The organism is Chitinophaga sp. (assembly GCF_039596155.1).
GTDB lineage: Bacteria > Bacteroidota > Bacteroidia > Chitinophagales > Chitinophagaceae > Chitinophaga.
This window is the reverse complement of record NZ_JBCNKF010000040.1, coordinates 20,507-38,179: the sequence shown is the minus strand read 5'-3', so window position 1 is coordinate 38,179 and position 17,673 is coordinate 20,507. Positions and strand designations below refer to the sequence as shown.

13 protein-coding genes are annotated in these 17,673 nt (G+C 45.8%); all 13 read right to left on the bottom strand.

Annotation, left to right across the window (positions count from 1 at the left end; translation table 11 throughout):
* Positions 1-20: 20 nt before the first annotated feature.
* The gene (locus ABDW33_RS27880) at positions 21-926 is read right to left on the bottom strand and encodes an ADP-ribosylglycohydrolase family protein (protein ID WP_343693386.1); all 906 of its coding nucleotides are present in this window, start codon (positions 924-926) and stop codon (positions 21-23) included.
* Positions 927-940: 14 nt separating this feature from the next.
* The gene (locus tag ABDW33_RS27875) at positions 941-1,432 is read right to left on the bottom strand and encodes a methyltransferase domain-containing protein (protein ID WP_343693385.1); all 492 of its coding nucleotides are present in this window, start codon (positions 1,430-1,432) and stop codon (positions 941-943) included.
* 2 nt (positions 1,433-1,434) lie between these two features.
* Complete coding sequence (locus tag ABDW33_RS27870) at positions 1,435-2,397, bottom strand: hypothetical protein (protein WP_343693384.1); 963 nt, start codon at positions 2,395-2,397, stop codon at positions 1,435-1,437.
* A 210-nt stretch (positions 2,398-2,607) separates the two neighbouring features.
* Positions 2,608-3,708: a toxic anion resistance protein gene (locus tag ABDW33_RS27865; RefSeq protein WP_343693383.1), complete on the bottom strand. Its 1,101-nt coding sequence runs from the start codon at positions 3,706-3,708 to the stop codon at positions 2,608-2,610.
* 19 nt (positions 3,709-3,727) lie between these two features.
* Positions 3,728-4,342: a TerD family protein gene (locus ABDW33_RS27860; protein WP_343693382.1), complete on the bottom strand. Its 615-nt coding sequence runs from the start codon at positions 4,340-4,342 to the stop codon at positions 3,728-3,730.
* A gap of 6 nt (positions 4,343-4,348) precedes the next feature.
* A complete protein-coding gene (locus ABDW33_RS27855; protein WP_343693381.1) occupies positions 4,349-4,903 on the bottom strand; it encodes a TerD family protein in 555 nt (184 codons plus the stop codon).
* 3 nt (positions 4,904-4,906) lie between these two features.
* Positions 4,907-5,740: a phosphoribosyltransferase family protein gene (locus ABDW33_RS27850; protein WP_343693380.1), complete on the bottom strand. Its 834-nt coding sequence runs from the start codon at positions 5,738-5,740 to the stop codon at positions 4,907-4,909.
* A 284-nt stretch (positions 5,741-6,024) separates the two neighbouring features.
* Positions 6,025-8,463 (bottom strand): DUF4982 domain-containing protein, encoded by a 2,439-nt coding sequence (locus ABDW33_RS27845; protein WP_343693379.1) that lies wholly within the window; start codon positions 8,461-8,463, stop codon positions 6,025-6,027.
* A 9-nt stretch (positions 8,464-8,472) separates the two neighbouring features.
* Entirely contained in the window at positions 8,473-9,486 is a 1,014-nt protein-coding gene (locus ABDW33_RS27840) for a glycosyl hydrolase 53 family protein (RefSeq protein WP_343693378.1), read from the bottom strand.
* Entirely contained in the window at positions 9,483-10,556 is a 1,074-nt protein-coding gene (locus ABDW33_RS27835) for a DUF5111 domain-containing protein (protein WP_343693377.1), read from the bottom strand. Before ABDW33_RS27835 ends, ABDW33_RS27840 begins: the two co-directional genes overlap by 4 nt.
* A 10-nt stretch (positions 10,557-10,566) precedes the next feature.
* Positions 10,567-12,138 carry a RagB/SusD family nutrient uptake outer membrane protein gene (locus ABDW33_RS27830; RefSeq protein WP_343693376.1) on the bottom strand — a complete coding sequence of 524 codons (1,572 nt, stop codon included), beginning with the start codon at positions 12,136-12,138 and terminating at the stop codon, positions 10,567-10,569.
* 5 nt (positions 12,139-12,143) lie between these two features.
* The gene (locus ABDW33_RS27825; RefSeq protein ID WP_343693375.1) at positions 12,144-15,086 is read right to left on the bottom strand and encodes a SusC/RagA family TonB-linked outer membrane protein; all 2,943 of its coding nucleotides are present in this window, start codon (positions 15,084-15,086) and stop codon (positions 12,144-12,146) included.
* Positions 15,087-15,117: 31 nt separating this feature from the next.
* Positions 15,118-17,607: a hypothetical protein gene (locus tag ABDW33_RS27820; protein ID WP_343693374.1), complete on the bottom strand. Its 2,490-nt coding sequence runs from the start codon at positions 17,605-17,607 to the stop codon at positions 15,118-15,120.
* Between the last annotated feature and the right edge of the window lie 66 nt (positions 17,608-17,673).

Sequence of the window (17,673 nt, the reverse complement as noted above, 5' to 3'; positions counted from 1 at the left end):
CAAAGAAGGAGTTACCCCCATTAACTGTTGAAAAATTGTGTGGTTTTATAATCTTCCGTGCGGGCTACCCATTCCTTCGGAACAGATTCAGTACCAGTGGGTAAGGAGACGATGCTCCCGACGATGGCACAGGTGGTGTCCCGGTCTCCCAGGCCATTCACGGTAGTCCAGAGGGCAGCTTCAAAATCATGGAGATGGTGGGCTGCGCACCAGAGGGCAAAAGGAACCGTATCCTGGGCCAGCATTTTCAGCCCGCTACCAAGTATAGAAACGATGGTCCTGATATCGTAATTGGCTGGTAATGTGGCGGCTTTTTTAATTTTAGACCGGGTATCGCTGTCTGGTGTGTGCTGAATGATAAATGCAAAAAATTCCGCAGGGGTGATATTAGGTTGCTGAATCACGATACTGGCTGCCAGTGCTACGGCGATCGCTCCGGCAATAGCTTCTTCATTGAAGTGCGTCACTTCTGCTGACAAACGTGCCTGTTCTATGAGCATTTCTACATCATCGTGGAAGTAAGCCCCCAGGGGTGCTACCCGCATAGCGGCGCCATTACCCATAGAACCCATGCCATCAAAGACACTGCTGCTCACGGTTTTCCAGTCTTCTCCCTCTCCTATCGCGCGTAGAATAGCATGGGCAGTACCCCCGTAACCACGGTAATTATCCAGTTTATAGTTGTCTGCAAAAATGGTGGCGAGCTTTGACTGGTCTATTTTTCCCTCCTGTTCAAGGAGTTTGTAGATACCGATTGCCATGACAGTATCGTCGGTGAAGCACCAGTTCTCAGGTTCTATTTCTTTGTAAATAAGTCGTTTGGTGATGAGGTCTTCATTGCCAAAGAAGGTTTCTCCAAAGGCGTCTCCTATCGAGAGACCAAATAGAGAGATGCTGGCGAGGCGTAGTTTTTCGGTTATGGTCATAGCCCCTAAAGATACTAATAAATCAGCGCTGCATACATATTTCCCTGCCCATATGCAGAAGGTCTTTCACTTAATTTTTCAATTTTTTTATCCGGGAAAAGAGCGGGTAAACTTCTGTAACTAACCGGAAAAGGAACCCAGGTCGGTACCGGCCTTTCTATATCGTATTCAATCACTAATAAAGTTGCGCTGTGCCTTTTCAGCTTTTGCAGAAACGCCCCCTTATCCATTACATAGTGCAACGAATTCGCCATCAATATCCCATCTATCTGCCCAAAGGGCAAAGGATCTGTTACAAAATCGAGGTCATAAATCTTTATGCCATGTCCTGCTATCCTTGTACCCGGCTTATGATCTATTGCATAAATGGTACTTCCTACGGGCAGGTAATGCGACAATGCGGTAGAGAACAATCCACTGCCACATCCCAGGTCGGCCCATTGGCTCACAGGCGCATGCTGCAATACATCACACTGTATAAACTGAATAGCTTCGGACAACTGCATGGTTACAAACTATCTGTGTTCAACATGGCTTTAAGGATATTTGCCTCAATGTCAACATCGCTCAGGTTTTGCAGGAAGTTCACATCATCAATCTTGTTGTGATAATCTGATATCAGCTTCTTAATATCAGGTGGGATCTGCGTTTTCACTACGCTGGCCGTACTTAGCAGCTGATCGTTCTTATCCGCTATCTCCTGTATGATTTTAGCCTTCTTGGAAATATTGTTATGCAGGTCTATGCCTGCAATATCTGACAGTTCCAGGAAGAGGAATAAATTGCGCGAGGGTACAAACACAAAATACCTGTCTACTCCAACAATATGATATACTTCCAGTATCAGGCTGCCAGCTGTCAACCCGCAATAGAATTCGCTTTTGAATTCCACCTTGTTCAGGATGCCCATCAGCCTCCTGTGAATGGTAGCATATGCATTACGATATACTTCTGCAGGATTGTAGTCTGTTAGTTTTTCAACCAGGTCAAAGGGGATATCAAAGAAGAAATCGGCCGCAAAACGGGCGCTGAATGCATGGATGTTCTTTGAAAAAGGCGACTCATCTTTTTCTTCTGACAATAACTGGAAAAGCCTGCGCAGGGACTGGTTTACTTTCAGTGCCTGTCGCTGCTTTTCCAGGTTATAACTCTGTTCGGTGAATACGTTGCTATTCAGTTTGTCTATCAGATCCCTGTTGAGCTGTATCTCATCGTGCAGGATCAATACATTTCGCTCGTTGGCACTTTTGATTTTCCTGAGTAGTTCGATAATGGTCAGCGAATATTGAACATGAAAGAGTTCCAGTTTATTCACATTCAGGTCAGCATTGTTCTCAAATAATTTATGGATCACCTGCGTACGCAGGAAGATCTTATAGATTATTTCATCTTCAAAAAAGACAGACAGCAGTTGTAACTTGCTGATCGTTCTTTGTGACTCACTTAATATGATAGCCCGGTTCTCCTCCATTATCTGGCGTTCCTTATTGTTGATTAGTACTTACTCATTTTCTATTCCAAAAGCCGGCCGCAGGGCAATTGGCAGAATTTATCTCCAGGTAATCCCATGATTCCGAATTGGCATAAAAGACAAATCGCTTCATCTCATGCTCCCATTGTATCGGGAAGGTGTATGCTTAACAACACCTCTTTCCTGAGTATCAACTGCAAAAATGAGTACCTAAATGTTGGTTACATTCTTTCTCAGTTCTGTTTCAAGTGACTGCAATTCTGTGTTCAGTTGCTTCCTGTTTTCTGTACCCTGATCATGGATACGTTTCACTTCGTTCAGCGTTTCGATCAGGGAAGAAGTAGTACGCTTCAAGGTATCGATAGATACTACTGTGCTTTCATTCTGCTTCGCTACTTCAATACTGTTTTGCTTCAGCATTTCAGCATTCTTCTGCAGAATAGTGTTGGTAGTATCCGCTACTTTCTTCTGCATTTCCACATTCGCCTTCTGTCTTTGCAGCGCAACAGCGATGGTCAGCTGGTTTTTCCACACAGGGATGGTAGTAGATACGATGGACTGTGCCTTTTCTGCGATGGCAGTGTTGTTGTTCTGCACAACCCTGATCTGGGCGAGTGACTGCATCATGATGAAGCGTACGATCTTCATATCTGCCAGGCGCTTGTCCAGGCGGTGCAGGAACTCACGCATATCGGCGATCTCATAATCCTGGTATGCAGTCGGGTTACCTTCCATCTCAGCCAGCTTAATGCTCAGCTGATTGTATTTGTACTGACCGGAAATGATCAGCTCTTCCATCTGCTTGATGTAGTTCACGTTGTTGTCAAACATCGTCTGCAGGGCAGTATTATCCTTCAGGGAGTTGATACGGCCCGCTTTGATCTTGTTCGTGATCTTGTCTACATTGGCAATAACTGTGTCATACTTCTGGAACATGGCTTTCACGTCTACTACCAGCTTCTTGAAGAAGGGGATTTTAGACATGAAGGATTTAAATCCTCCCTGTTCCAGTTCATCTACATCTATATAGTTCAGCTCTGTCAGCAGGTCATTGATGTGATTCCCTACTTCACCGGAATTGAAGGTACGTACAGAAGTCAGGAAGTCATTGCTGTACTTGTCCATGGATTTCTCCACGTCAGCACCATAGTTCAGGATCGCGTTTACATCGCCCGGTACAAGGGACTTGCTCACTTCATCATACTTCCTGCTTTCCTCCGAAGTCACGGTCGTGAGGTCTACATTTCCTTCCCGGTCTATATGCGGGGTGGCAACGACTACATCAGTGGTGGTATTTGCATTAATATCCATATACGCAAATTTTTAAGTCTTATAAGTATTGGCGGGTGACTGTATCAACAGTCTCCTGCAGTTTTCTATCCCTGGTCGCTTCTCCGATGGCATTGAATTTCCATTCACCATTCTTCTTGTAGAATACGCCCATTACCATAGACACATGTCCTGCAAAAGCGGCATCGTGTGCTATGTCATATTTCGCAAATACTTCGGTCACCCGGCTTGGTGTACCTTCATAAATGCGGATCGATGCAAATGGGATGGAACCAAAATCCTGTCCCCTGAAGCTATTGAGCACAAAAGCAACATAATTTACGGAAGGATTGAGGATGGAAAAATCCAGCGTGATCACCTCGTTATCCAGTCCGTCATTACCATTTACATCCCCGGTAAGGTCGTCCCCGCTATGTCTTACTGCCCTGTCCTTAGATTGCAAGTTACCAAAATAGACAACTTCAAGGGCTTGTTTTTGCTCGTTGTACAATACGCAGCTACCATCCAGGTCTACAGCCTCCCTGGTTTTGCCGAGTCCGAATAAACCCTTCTTTTCAATAGCTCCCCAGTTGATGCCTACGCAAACCTTCTCCAGTTTGGTACCATTGCTTTTTTCGAGGGAGATGCGCTGTCCTTTCTGTAAGTTGATAGCCATGTCCGATTAGTTGTATTTATTCAGATAATCCTGTAAACCGCCTTTCATACCGGCACCTACAGCTTCAAATTTCCATTCGTTGTTCCGCTTGTAGATGCGGCCAAACTCAACGGCTGTTTCTATCGAGAAATCTTCTTCCAGTTCATACTTCAGCAATACCTGGTTGTTGGACGAATCTACAATGCGTACATAGCTGTTCCTTACCTGGCCAAAATTCTGGCGTCTTTGTTCTGCTTCGTGGATGGTTACTACCACACAGATCTCCGTCACATTAGGATCGATCTTAGACAGATCTACATGGATCTGCTCATCATCGCCTGCACCTTCACCAGTGAGGTTATCGCCGGAATGCTCCACCGCGTTATCCGGAGATTTCCTGTTGTTATAGAATACAAAATGGGAGTCTGATAAGATCTTTTTATTTTCACCGAGAATGAATACAGATGCATCCAGGTCGAAGCTGCCACCCGTGGAAGAGCTATTGGTGTCCCAACCAAGCCCGATTGTGAACTTAGGCGCATTGATTGCCTCTCTTTGTCCTTTTTGAAGGTTAATTGCCATTTTCTAAGCTTTTATATTATTTGTCGGATATATGAATCTTTTGATGAAGCCAAGGTTACGGGCATAAGCGTCAATGGTGTGATACCCGTTGCCCAGGGCCATATTGTACAACAGATTTACAAAGTTGTCTGATTGATTCTGTAAAAAGATACAAAACGAATCATAGTCATAATTGAGGATATACTTCACAATTCTTGTATTTATCATAAAACTATCCCCTTGTATTATCTTTTCAAGATCGAAGATAGACTTCACATAGTGATAATTTAAATAATTTTCTATGTTCGGATGAATTGAAGGATTGGCCAGTTCTGCGAAATATAACAGGTAAAGGTCGTTCTTCAGCTCATATTCGTCTACCATACGCAGGATCATCTTCTCATGACTGCCCGTAATCCGGATATCGTCCAGGAAAATTACGGTTTTTCCATCCAGGAACGACTTATCGATATGAAACGCATCATTGCCGATAAGATTCAGCCGCTGCGACGCATTCAACTCCCCATAGTCCTCCTTGTAGGTGATCGTACGGTGCACTTTGGCTTCCTGTAAAATAGGATAACCCATTTCTGCCAACCACCTGTTCAACCGGAATACGAAATGATTCTTCATGGCAAAAGTAGCCGTGGGAATAAACGCATATGGACTGGAAACAACAACCAGTTGCTTATCCAGCGTGGCATAACGCAGGTGATCCCTGATAAATCCTTCGGCAAGAGCTGTACCAAAAGCTGCTGCCACGGCATCATCCCCAAACTTAAAACGGCTATAGGCGTCGGCCGGGAAACCAAAGCTGTCCGGATGGAAAATCTTATGTAATGAATAGGTAGATGTCATTAGTTTAACAAACGTTTAAGTTTCACAAGTAGATTATACGTGTCATGCAATGATTAAGAATGCCTGTTGCTTGACGTTTATAGGCCTGTCCCTTTGTCAGTATTTTAAAAATAACGAGATTTTTCGGGTTACGTTAATCTGAACTTTAATATTTAGTGAAGTTTTTAAGGGAATGTCAGGGATAGGGGCAGCCAGGTTAATATTAATTATAATTACAATGCTTTATGCGTTATATTTTAATACATAAAAGGCGCCGTGTTGCCGGCGCCTTTTATATTTACAAGTCAGTTACCACTTTTTAACAGGATCTTCCCGGGCGTTAGCCCTTTGGCCTTTGCTTCTACCCTGATTTCTCCTGCCTGTTCTTTTGACTGAACGATGGCGGTCAATTCCCCGTTAAAAGCATGCATCTGAGGAAGATGGAATAAATCAAGACAAGTCGGATCTCCATTGGCAGCAGCTCTGTAAATACCTGCACCCGATACAGTGAAGGTGATCAACCGCTGATCCGCCGGACACACATTCCCATCCTTATCTACTACCTTCACCCGTATGTATGCCAGGTCATTCCCGTCTGCAGCGATTTTGTTACTGTTGGCTTCCAGTACAATATGGTGGGGTTTACCTGCTGTACGCACCACCTTTTCTGCCGCCACTTTCCCTTGCTCATCATAGGCGACCACCTTTACTTCTCCAGGCTCATACACGGCATTCATCCACATCAGCCGGTAACGATGCTGTACGGTAGAATCATTTTTAAATCGCCTGCCATAGCTTTTCCCATTAATAAATAACTCCGCCGAAGGATAACTGGTATAAGCGAATACAGGTGTTTCCTGTCCTTCACGGCCCGGCCACGTCCAATGTGGCAATATATGCAACGTAGGTGCTTTCTTATTCCAGACACTCCGGTACAGGTAGTAACGATCTTTTGGAATACCTGCCAGATCTATGATACCGAACATTGAACTATGATTGGGCCAGCCATCCACATCATAGGGTGAAGGCTCTCCTAAATAGTCAAAACCTGTCCATACAAACTGACCAATAGCCCACTCATTATCTTCCGCCATCGCCAGATCTTCGTCTGGTAAATTAGACCAGGAGCAATATTCAAAGTCATAAGAAGAGGACTGATGATCCTTGTACATCGCATCTGCCTTTCTTTCTACCGGGAATTTGTACACACTCCTTGAACTCACTGTAGAAGACGTTTCTGTACCTAACACCAGGTTCTGTGGCAATTTTCCATACGCCTCCTTATACCGGTGCACCCTGTAATTGAATCCCGGCAGATCCAGCATAGACGCAAAGCCATTGCTCAATACACAGCTTACCTGGTCCATACCACAAGTCACCGGCCTTGTAGGGTCTTCCCGGTGGCAGATGTCCTGCAGGAACGACGCTACCTTGTAGCCGTCCGGACTGCATTGTGTCGGCACTTCATTACCAATACTCCAGAGCACCACACTCGGATCGTTACGGTAATGCCGTATCATATTCACCATATCCTTTTCCGCCCATGTGGCAAAAAAGCGATGATACCCATTCTCACATTTAGCAATGTCCCATTCATCAAATGGTTCTATCATCATCATCAATCCCAGCTCATTACACAGGGATACCAGCTCCGGAGCAGGCATATTATGTGATGTCCTGATGGCATCACATCCCATCTCCTTCAGTAGTGTAAGCTGATAACGCAACGCGGCTACATTGATGGCCGCCCCCAAAGGCCCCAGGTCATGGTGATTACATACCCCCTGGAATTTGCGCAGTTTCCCGTTCAGGTAGAATCCTTTGTCTGCTACAAACCGGATATCACGTATACCAAACTGAGTGGTATAAGTATCGGTCTGTACCCCATTCACGTAGATCACCGATCTGGCAGTATACAATGCAGGAGTTTCCGGAGACCATAATGCAGGCTGGTTAACGATGAAATTCTGTTCAAACGGTTTGCCATGCGTTATTCTCTGGGTGTTCTCTTTCTTAGCCACCACCACTCCATTTGCATTCAGCAATTCCGTTACGACCCTGACGTCTGCATCTCCTGTATGCTCAATAGTAGTTTTCAGATTGACAGCGGCATATGCATCCGATACAAAGGGTGTAGTGATATAAGTACCCCATACCGGCACATGCGCCTGCTGCGTAGTGATCACGTGTACATTCCTGTACAAACCAGCGCCGGAATACCACCTGGAAGACTGTGGTTTATTTTCCAGCCTGACAGCTACCAGGTTATTCTTCCCATCTGCAGTCAGATAGGGTGTAACATCTATATAAAATGAATTGTAACCATTCGGCCAGTAAATCGCTTCCTTCCCGTTCACATAGATCTTTGCCTCGCTCATCGCACCATCGAACAACAGGGATACGGTACTGCCAGCGGGTACATCAAAATGATTACGGTACCAGCCTATCCCTTCGTATGGCAGACCCCCTGTTCTGCCGGTTTTTGTACTGGCAACGGTTTCTCCATTCTGTTTGATCGCGACCTCCTGCAGGTCATTCTTACGATCGAACGGACCAAATATCGCCCAGTCATGAGGCACGGACACCGTTTGCCAACCTCTATCATCAAAGGATGGCGCCATGGCCCCTGGTGGATCGCCTTTGGTAAACTGCCAGTTCTTCTGCAGCAAAAACTCCTTTCTGTCCTGCGCCTGCATGCCGTTTGCGAGCAATACAAAGAGCAGGCACCATCGTAATATCATCATATCTTCTCTTTATTTAAATGCGTCCAGCGCTTCAGTAGGCTTACCCGCGTCGTCGAATGCACCCATTGTATAGTTCTTCCAGGCGCCATACGCTTCCGGCTCCCAATAAAATATCCCTAAAACCTTGTTGTTGGATACAGATGTTGCTTTCGCTACCAGGTCTGCCAGGAACGCTTTTGCTGCGGCGGCCTGCTGCTGATCCATCCCTACTTCACAAATCATCACATCAGACCCATACCGGGAAATCATATCCTGCATATTCTGATAGCAGGCTGTATTCAATGTCTGCCAGTTATCTTTGGTTGGATACAGCGACATTCCAATTACATCCCACTTACCGCCGTTCGCCTTCAATCCGTCGAACAGCCACCTGAAGAGAGAATTGTCATGGCCGTTCTGCAGGTGCACAATTACTTTGGCATCCGGAAAGATTGCCTTGACTGCATCATAACCTGTACTGGTCAGCGCTGCATAGTTAGCCATACTCACAGATGCCTTCCCGTCGTCCCATAGCATACCGTTGCCTGTTTCATTGCCCACCTGTACCCACTCAGGCGTAATCCCTTTCTCTTTCAACAGTGTCAACACTTCTTTCGTATGACCCGCTACCGCTGTTTTCAATGCATCAAAGTTCATACTGGCCCAGGCGGCAGGCTTGGCCTGCTGGGAAGGATCTGCCCAACTATCGCTGTAGTGAAAATCGATCATGATCCGCATGCCAAGGCTCTTCGCCCGGTACGCCTTTACCAGCAGGTCATTCTTATTGCACCAACCGTCAGCCGGATCTACCCAAACCCGCAGGCGCACTGAATTGACACCCAACGTTTGCAATAACCGGATACCATCCATTTCTGTACCGGCGCTATTATAAAACTTCTTCCCGGAGGCTTCCATCTCTGTGATCCAGCTGATATCTGCACCTTTGGCAAAGCCCGACGTATCTGTATTGATGGTTGTAGCCCCGTCGTTCTTATTGCATGCAAGCAACAACATGATGGCTACTATTATTCTGAACTGTTTCATTCTACAGTATATTTAAATTTATGTGGATCGCTCAGGTCCAGTTTCAATGTGTAAGTACCTACCTTCGTGTACGGGAATCCGCTGTTATCCGCAGTATACAGCGTACATACCCCGGCTTCATCACCCGCACCAAAGAACCAGCTCCAGCTCTGGTTGATCAGGACTTTGATGCCCCATTGCTCTGCTGAGGTAGTGGTAATGGTTGCTGTCCAGATCTTATTGGCAGCATCATAGGTCATAGGGGTAGCAGTCGTATTCCAGCCGTTAAAGTCACCTACCACACTGAGTGAGTTGACGACTGTTTCGCTCCAGGTCAGTGCGTTTGTATTGGCAGTGATATACAGGTAACCACCGTTTGCCGTCCAGCAATTCCAGCGATCACTCCCTTTATACAATACATACTGGTTACCGTTTGCAGGGTAGCCGCCATAGATCACACCAGCACTGTTGCTCTCTTCGCTGGTGAGCAGGAAATTGTGCCATTGGTCTACCTTCACAAACCCATCATACTTTCCATCCTTATTCCTCGCACACAATTTCCAGGGGAAGGAAGTCAGATCTGTGCTGGCCATGTATAAGTATGCAGCATCACTCACCGCCTCATAAGGCGTAATGCGGAGTGTCAATGTATTACTGTATCTGGCAGCTGTATTAGCAGTCAGTACGGATTTTACGCGAACGTATACAGTACCGCTTTCACCGGCCGTCAACCCAAACCCTAATACCAATGTGTTTAATGCAGCACTGGTATAGGAGAGCGATGAACTGGTCACGGCCACTTCTTTTTTGATGTTGCTAAAACCGGCATCTACTGCATACTGCACAGTCGTTTGCATAAGCGCCTCTTTTACCGCGTAATCGTCGGAAACATTTAATTTTCCTGCATCCCACATCAACTGCAATACCACACTATCTTTTGCAGACTGTGATAACGCTAACTGTGTAGATGTTGCTGTCAGCGATGCATCTGTAAAGCCGCTTAATACGGGCTGTGAGCCATCTTTTTTACAACTGGCAAACAAGAGCATGCCCAGCGCCAGTAATTGTATATAGCTAAGTATTCTTTTCATGGAAAGGTGTTTAGTAGCCAGTGTTTTGGATGAGATTAGGATTGGAAGCCAGGTCTGTTGTCGGGATTGGATACAGGTTATACTTTGCATCAACAGCCACCCCATTCACGGTGCCACCTTTCCATTGCCATAAATAATTGCCACCTGTAAACCTGCCAAAGCGGATCAGGTCTGTACGACGGGTGCATTCCCAGAAGAGTTCACGGGCACGCTCTGCCAGGATGAAATCAAGCGTTAAGGTAGATGCATTGATATCACCTGTTTTATTCAGATATGCACGTTCACGAATCAGGTTCACATAGTTCACTGCGTCGCCCACAGTACCACCGCTACCGCCTCTTAATACGGCTTCTGCATACATCAGGTATACATCAGCCAGGCGGAACATAGGGAAATCAGTGTTTACCAAACCTCCATCTGTGGTATAACTACCATCATCATTCAGGTTGGTAAATTTAACGATGGAATATCCCTGGCTGGAAGAAGACGGATCATCTACATTCAATGTCTGCCCATTCGTCCAGAAATCACCACGCTTATCAGCGGTACCTGTCTGATCAGGGAAATAACTAACGAACTCCCTGAGTGTGCGAATACTGTTCCAGCCTGATACTACACCATAGTCAGCGGCTTTCATACTACCTACAATAGGACCATTCACCAGGTAAGTGGTAGCGCCCCAGGTGGTGGTATGCGTTACATCTGCTTCAATCGGGAAGATGATCTCATTTTTAGTACGTTTGTCATTGTCTCCGTTAAAAAGTTTTTTATAAACCGGCTCCAGCGTATAACCACCTGCAATCACTTTATTGCAATAGGTAAGGCAGTTAGTATAATCTGCCGTTCCGGTATATACAGCGGCATTGAGGTAATTCCTGGCCAGCAATGTCCATGCAGCAGCTCTGCTCACACGGCCGTATTCGTTCTGTAACGGGGCTGGCAGCACTTCTTCTACCGCCTGCAATTCAGACTGGATATAAGCATACAGATCTGCTCTTTTGATACGTGGAGGGATGAAAGCACCTGCTTTGTCAGCTTCGGTTACGAAAGGGACATTCCCGTACAGGTCCATCGCATGTGTGTACGCCAATGCACGCAGGAAACGGGCTTCTGCCCTGAACACTTTCAGTGATGCCTGATCAGCTGCAGAAAAAGAAGCGATCTTCTCGTCAGTCGCATTTCTCAGGAACTCATTACAAAGTGCCACTGTGTAATATATACGGTAGTACATGGCACTTACCCAGGTATCTGAAGCGCCCCAGGTCATGTACTGGATGTTGGTAAGATTATCGCCACCAGCCCAGGTATAAACCACCTCGTCAGTGGGTATTTCCTGCAGGTTGAAATATACTCTCAAATACCCCCACGATGCCGTGCTGCTGGCCATATCCGCATTGCCATCTCCTTTTTCAATACCCGCTACGGCAAATGAGGAATAGAGTTTTGCCAATACAGATTTATAATTGGCAAGAGAGGTATATACAGATTCAGAAGTCGCTTCCACACTGGGTACCTGGTTCAGATCCTTGGTACAGGATGCCAGCAGGCTGACTATTAATATGAGTGATAGTATCTTTTTCATAAACGTTAGAACTCAAGATTAATGTTGATGGAATAAGTACGTGGACGAGGATAGAATGCACTTTCAAAACCATTGGTTACTTCCGGGTCCTGTCCGCTGTATTTCGTAATAGTGAATACATTCTGTGCGATGGCGCCAATGCGCATATTCACATGCTTTGCTACTTTTCCAAAGTTATAAGCGACAGACATATTATCCATTCTCAGGAAAGAGGCATTCTCTACATAATAGTCTGAATAATACTGACGGGTTTTGAAACCGGTGTGCAGGTAATCTTTATGCAGGTTGTTCAGCGCAGCATCTACATACTGTACGGTTTCCCAGGCGCTCAATCCCATCTTTGTATTGTTGTATACATAGTTACCGATGTTAGCACGCATGGTGAATCCGGCAGACCATTTCTTATATGTCGCCTGCGTATTAAAACCTAACATCCAGGTAGCAGCGGGAGAATGATAACGATACAGGTCCTGTTCGTTGATCACACCATCTTTGTTCAGATCAGCATAGACACCTTCCAGCGGTTTGCCGGCAGCATCATATACCTGCTTGTACACATAGAACATATTGGGCTGGTAACCGGGTGTCAGGATTTGGATACCTCTGCCGGCTACAGCGGGGCCCGCATAAGTACCGACTGTGGTTGCGCCTTTTACCAGTGTAATATTGGTCACTTTAGTATATTGATTGGTTGCATTGAAGTTCACATCCAGTTTGAAATCACGCTGACTGATAGGTGTCGTATTCAGCTGGAACTCAAAACCGTGACTTTCGATGTTACCTACGTTGGTAGTAGCAGTCTGGTCAAAGTTAGTACCTGCAGGTACAGATACATTCGCCAGCAGGTCATAGGTTTTGCGGGTGTAATACTCTACAGAACCGGCAATCCTGTTGTTGAGGAATCCAAAGTCTACACCGTAGTTAAATGCTTTTGTTGTCTCCCATTTCAGATCGTAGACATACACAGATGGTCTGTATACGTATAAATATTCATCCCCAAAGCGGTAATTAGCATAGCTGTTACCTTGCTGATACACGGACATGTAACTATAGTTGCCTATACCATCCTGTTGTCCGGTCACACCATAACTGGCCCTTAATTTTAAGTTGGAAAGTACCTTATTGTATTTCAGGAAATTCTCGTCAATTACATTCCAGGCTACTGCTACGGAAGGGAAAGTACCCCACCTGTTCTCAGGACTAAAGCGGGATGTACCGTCTCTTCTCACGGTTCCTGTAATCATATATTTGGAGAATAAGGTATAGTTCACTCTTCCATAGTAAGATAATAATACGTGGCGCTCATCTGACGCTTTGGCGGTAGACTGCAATTGCCCCTTTTCATTGTAGTAAGTGATAGCCGGCGCCTTTGCACTCCAGTGCTGGTAGTCATAACCGGCAGTTGCATCAAAACGGTGAACGTTGTTGATATTCTTGCTGTAGTTCAGGTAACCGGTGAACAATTTATTCTTCAGCGTCTGTGAATATGAATTATTAGACCCGCCCACATTATAGCCATTTGCAGAAGTAGCAGGGATCCATACAGAACCTTCCCCTTTACTGTAATCATAACCTACCGTTACGTGGGCTTTCAGATCAGGCAGGAAATGGAAACGATAGTCTACATCGAAGTTGCCGATACTTCTGTATACATCACTTTTTCTTGTTTCCTGTTCCAACAAACCTACCGGATTGCGGTTAGCCCCCGTAGCAGGTATGCCGCTGTTATCAAGACTTTCATAGAAACCGCCAAAAGCTGATTTACCGGAGTAGACAGGCTGTGTCGGATTGAAGGCCACGGAATTCCAGATAGCATCTGTATTGGCAAACCGGTTATTATTGGCAGCACCTTTCAGGTTCAATGTCAGATTTAAATGTTTGTCGAAGAAGCTGGGCGTCACTACCAGTGATCCTGTGAAACGTTGTGTTTTATCCGTCTGCAGGTTACCATGCTGGTTGTAATAACCCGCGGAAGCGCGGAAAGGAATGGCTTTCGCGATCTTACCGGTTACACCGAGGTTATTGTCTGTACCCATGGCATTCTTAAATACTTCTTTCTGCCAGTCAGTATTGGCGCTACCTAACAGGGCTTTCTGAGCATCTGTTCCTTCAGCATTGATCACGGATCTGAATTGCGCAGGCGACATCATATCGGCCACGTTCTTTCTTTGCTGGAGGGTAACCACTGTAGAGAAGTTAATCTTTAACTGGTCGCCCTTCCCCTTTTTAGTAGTGATCATCATCACCCCATTAGATGCACGTGAACCATAGATAGCCGTAGATGCGGCATCTTTCAGTACCGTGATGCTTTCAATATCATTCGGGTTGATCATACTGAGGAAGTTGGATGAATTCCCGCTGATACCGCCTGTTTCCAGCGGCACCCCATCCAGTACGATCAGTGGTGCATTGCTGGCGCTCAAAGAGGCCCCACCACGAATACGGATGGTACTACCTGCGGTCGGAGAACCTCCATTTGTCATGATCTGCACACCAGAAGATTTACCACTGATCAGCTGTTCAGAAGAACCTACCAACCCGGGGTTAAACTCTTTACTGCTAATGCTGACAGCGGAACCGGTCATGTCCTTCTTCGTCTTGGTACCGTAACCGATCACGACTATTTCGTCGAGTTTTTTGTCTTCGAAGGTCATCACTACATGCAGTGTGTCTCCTTCAACTTTCACCATTTTTTTGGCAGCACCTACGTAGGTGAATTCCAATACATCTTTTCCCGGAGGTAATTGCACCGTAAACCCACCAGAGGCGTTGGTAAGGGTGCTGGTGGTCGTACCGCTGACTAATACAGACACTCTTTCAAGTGCTTTCCCGCCCTCGTCGGTCACAGTACCTTTTACGGTACGGCTTTGTTCCTGGGCATAAACACCCAGGCTGCTCATCACCATGCATAGGCAGAATAGGAATTTGCGGAAAATTGATTTCTTCATATTGTGGAATTAAAATTTTTAAACGATCTGATTACTCCAGCCAAATAGCTCCGATGTCTATTGAAGCGTTATCTGGCACCTTGTCTGATGTGGAAATGTTTAGTGATTCAATGTTATTAATGTTAAAGTCAATGTTGGTTTTTGGTATAAAATACCGGTTCAGAAAGACCGGGTATGGACGCGGTAATAATGCTGTACTATCCTGTTGTAAAGTGGCTACAGGCACCTTATAAATATGCTGCTTGTTGTCTATCGGCAGATGCTGCGAATAAGTGTATCCATCTGTTGTAATGAACCCGACATTCAATGCTTTGATGGTAGTGGCCGGAATATAAATGCACAGGTATTTAACAGCCTGTAAGTCCCTTTCATTGTTCACTGTTTTTCTCCAGAAAAAGCTGGCATTATCATCATTCACATGCATGGTATATCGCTGCACTGTAGCGGTATAAGGATGTTCCCGGTAGCGGGATGCAGACATAAAAGACTTATCGGTCATTGAGAAGCATTCCAGCTCTCCATCCAGTATGACAGGGTCTGCCGGTGTGGTGACCACTGTTTCCCAGTAGCGGGTAACAGTGAAGTTCCAGTCAAGCGGAGCGCCTGCTTCCTGTTGTGGAAACGTATATTTTCTTCCGTTAGTAAAGATAGTGATGGTATATTTTAATTCACTTCCTTTTACCATACTGGCTGGAATTGTACCCTGGTAGGTATACCCGTGTACGCGCTCCAGGCGAATATATGGATTGCGATCTGACCAGAAAGAGACGCGATCTGTTTGCAGGATCACAGAGTCAGGGAAAGCAGGTCCTGCGATCTCTGCGCGTATCGCAATGTCTTTACCACCTTCCACCGTTGTACGGGGTTGGTGTATAACCGCGAATTGCTTTAACTGAGCAGGCGGTGCTACATATTCACCCAGTTTAATATGCCCCCAATCAGAGGAAGCAGACCATCGCCTGGTATCTTCTTTCATCAGTATATAAACACCAGGACTAACGGAAAAAGCACCTTTTTCGGCGATGGTATCTCTTTCTGAATGAAGATTCCTGATCATAAAATGATCTCCCAGATCTGGTAGCTGCAACTGCATAGGCCACTTGTTCCAGGCGATGCTCACCACTTGCTTGTCAGGAGAAGGTTTGGCAAAAGGATCAGCCACCTGAACAGCATCGGGCATCAGTTCTAACCGCCATACCCCGTTTTCCAGTTTGTCGAGGAAATACGCGCCTGTGCCTTCGTACTTTACGACAGGAGAATTGCCATAACCAGCAACAGTGGTTAACTGTGCCGGAGCTACCGGTGGAGTAGCTGTATTGTTGGAATAAAAATATTGCGTGGGAGTGTTGAGCAGACTAAGATCCTGCATGTAACTCACCAGGAAATCACCAAAAGCAGTATCAGCCGGATAGGCCGGGAAATGTTCCCCTCGTTTTACTGTCTTCGCTACTTCTGCCGCGATTTTCATACTCAGCGCCTTCCTGGGTGTATAGGCCAGGTTCAGGTAGTGGGTCTGGTATTCAGTATTATAAGCCGCGATATCGATGGGGTCATAGGCAAACTGGGTGATCCACTGGAAGCCCTGACTCCGGAATGTACGGGTCATAGCCGGGTACATATAACTATAGGTAATATCTGCCGGATCGAATTCGTAAATAGCTTTCGCTTTGGTCGCAAATCCTTTTTCGTTGGAGAAAGGGATATTGTACTGGTCCACATAGGGCAAAAAGTTGCCGGTACGGGTATGCCCGGCTACCAGGCCAATAGGGTACCATTGATAAGTCGTACCCTGAATATCAGATGAATAGTAAGCCGGCACATGCTCCTGGTTGTGGCTGACATTATAAAATACCGGTTTCTTATTACCTGTTGATTTGATAGCTGCGACCATAGTACTGATGTATTTTTTGGTCAGCGCCGGGTCGCCCGTATGGCAGGGTTCATTATTGATTTCAAAGCCTACTATCGCAGGCTCCTCTTTATAAGCCTTTCCGGTATACGGATTGACATGAGAGAGCAGCTGGCGAACATACGTTTCCTGGGCGGCAATGGCCTTGGGATGCCGGTGTACGTCACATTTGTCATATAAGTAGGAGAACCCGCCGGTTGGCTCATTCCTTTCCGGGTAGCCATTCCCAAAGTTGGTCATACAGGTGATCAGCACGCTGATACCCCTTTGCTGCACCCGGGCAATCAGGTAGTCAAGCAGATCCAGGTGCTCATTTTGTTGTAACCTTCCGAGGGAGTCTGTAATTTCTACATCCCATATATGTATCCGGTAAGCATTCAGTCCAAGTCGGGAAAAATGATATACATCTTTATCAATGGCTGCTTTGTGATCTTTTACTGAACGGTAAGCATGGGCAAAAGGAAGGGTATAGTTCACGCCATAAAAGGAGGCCTCCTGGTGATTACCTGACCAACGCATGACCCCGGACTTATCTACATAGATAGTCTGCTGAGCGAACGTGGCTGTAAAATACAAACACATGCAAAGGAGTGGAATTGCCTTTAGGGACATAATTAACCGTATCAGTTTTTGTACGGTTCTAAACTATTTAAGATTCGATTTCAAGGGCGGCTGATA

What these genes read in the sequence shown, in the direction of transcription:
- ABDW33_RS27845 (WP_343693379.1), bottom strand. Translation starts at nt 8,463, where the DNA reads ATGATGATATTACGATGGTGCCTGCTCTTTGTATTGCTCGCAAACGGC.
- ABDW33_RS27870 (WP_343693384.1), bottom strand. Translation starts at nt 2,397, where the DNA reads ATGGAGGAGAACCGGGCTATCATATTAAGTGAGTCACAAAGAACGATC.
- ABDW33_RS27850 (WP_343693380.1), bottom strand. Translation starts at nt 5,740, where the DNA reads ATGACATCTACCTATTCATTACATAAGATTTTCCATCCGGACAGCTTT.
- ABDW33_RS27860 (WP_343693382.1), bottom strand. Translation starts at nt 4,342, where the DNA reads ATGGCTATCAACTTACAGAAAGGACAGCGCATCTCCCTCGAAAAAAGC.
- ABDW33_RS27840 (WP_343693378.1), bottom strand. Translation starts at nt 9,486, where the DNA reads ATGAAACAGTTCAGAATAATAGTAGCCATCATGTTGTTGCTTGCATGC.
- ABDW33_RS27835 (WP_343693377.1), bottom strand. Translation starts at nt 10,556, where the DNA reads ATGAAAAGAATACTTAGCTATATACAATTACTGGCGCTGGGCATGCTC.
- ABDW33_RS27865 (WP_343693383.1), bottom strand. Translation starts at nt 3,708, where the DNA reads ATGGATATTAATGCAAATACCACCACTGATGTAGTCGTTGCCACCCCG.
- ABDW33_RS27875 (WP_343693385.1), bottom strand. Translation starts at nt 1,432, where the DNA reads ATGCAGTTGTCCGAAGCTATTCAGTTTATACAGTGTGATGTATTGCAG.
- ABDW33_RS27855 (WP_343693381.1), bottom strand. Translation starts at nt 4,903, where the DNA reads ATGGCAATTAACCTTCAAAAAGGACAAAGAGAGGCAATCAATGCGCCT.
- ABDW33_RS27830 (WP_343693376.1), bottom strand. Translation starts at nt 12,138, where the DNA reads ATGAAAAAGATACTATCACTCATATTAATAGTCAGCCTGCTGGCATCC.
- ABDW33_RS27880 (WP_343693386.1), bottom strand. Translation starts at nt 926, where the DNA reads ATGACCATAACCGAAAAACTACGCCTCGCCAGCATCTCTCTATTTGGT.
- ABDW33_RS27825 (WP_343693375.1), bottom strand. Translation starts at nt 15,086, where the DNA reads ATGAAGAAATCAATTTTCCGCAAATTCCTATTCTGCCTATGCATGGTG.
- ABDW33_RS27820 (WP_343693374.1), bottom strand. Translation starts at nt 17,607, where the DNA reads ATGTCCCTAAAGGCAATTCCACTCCTTTGCATGTGTTTGTATTTTACA.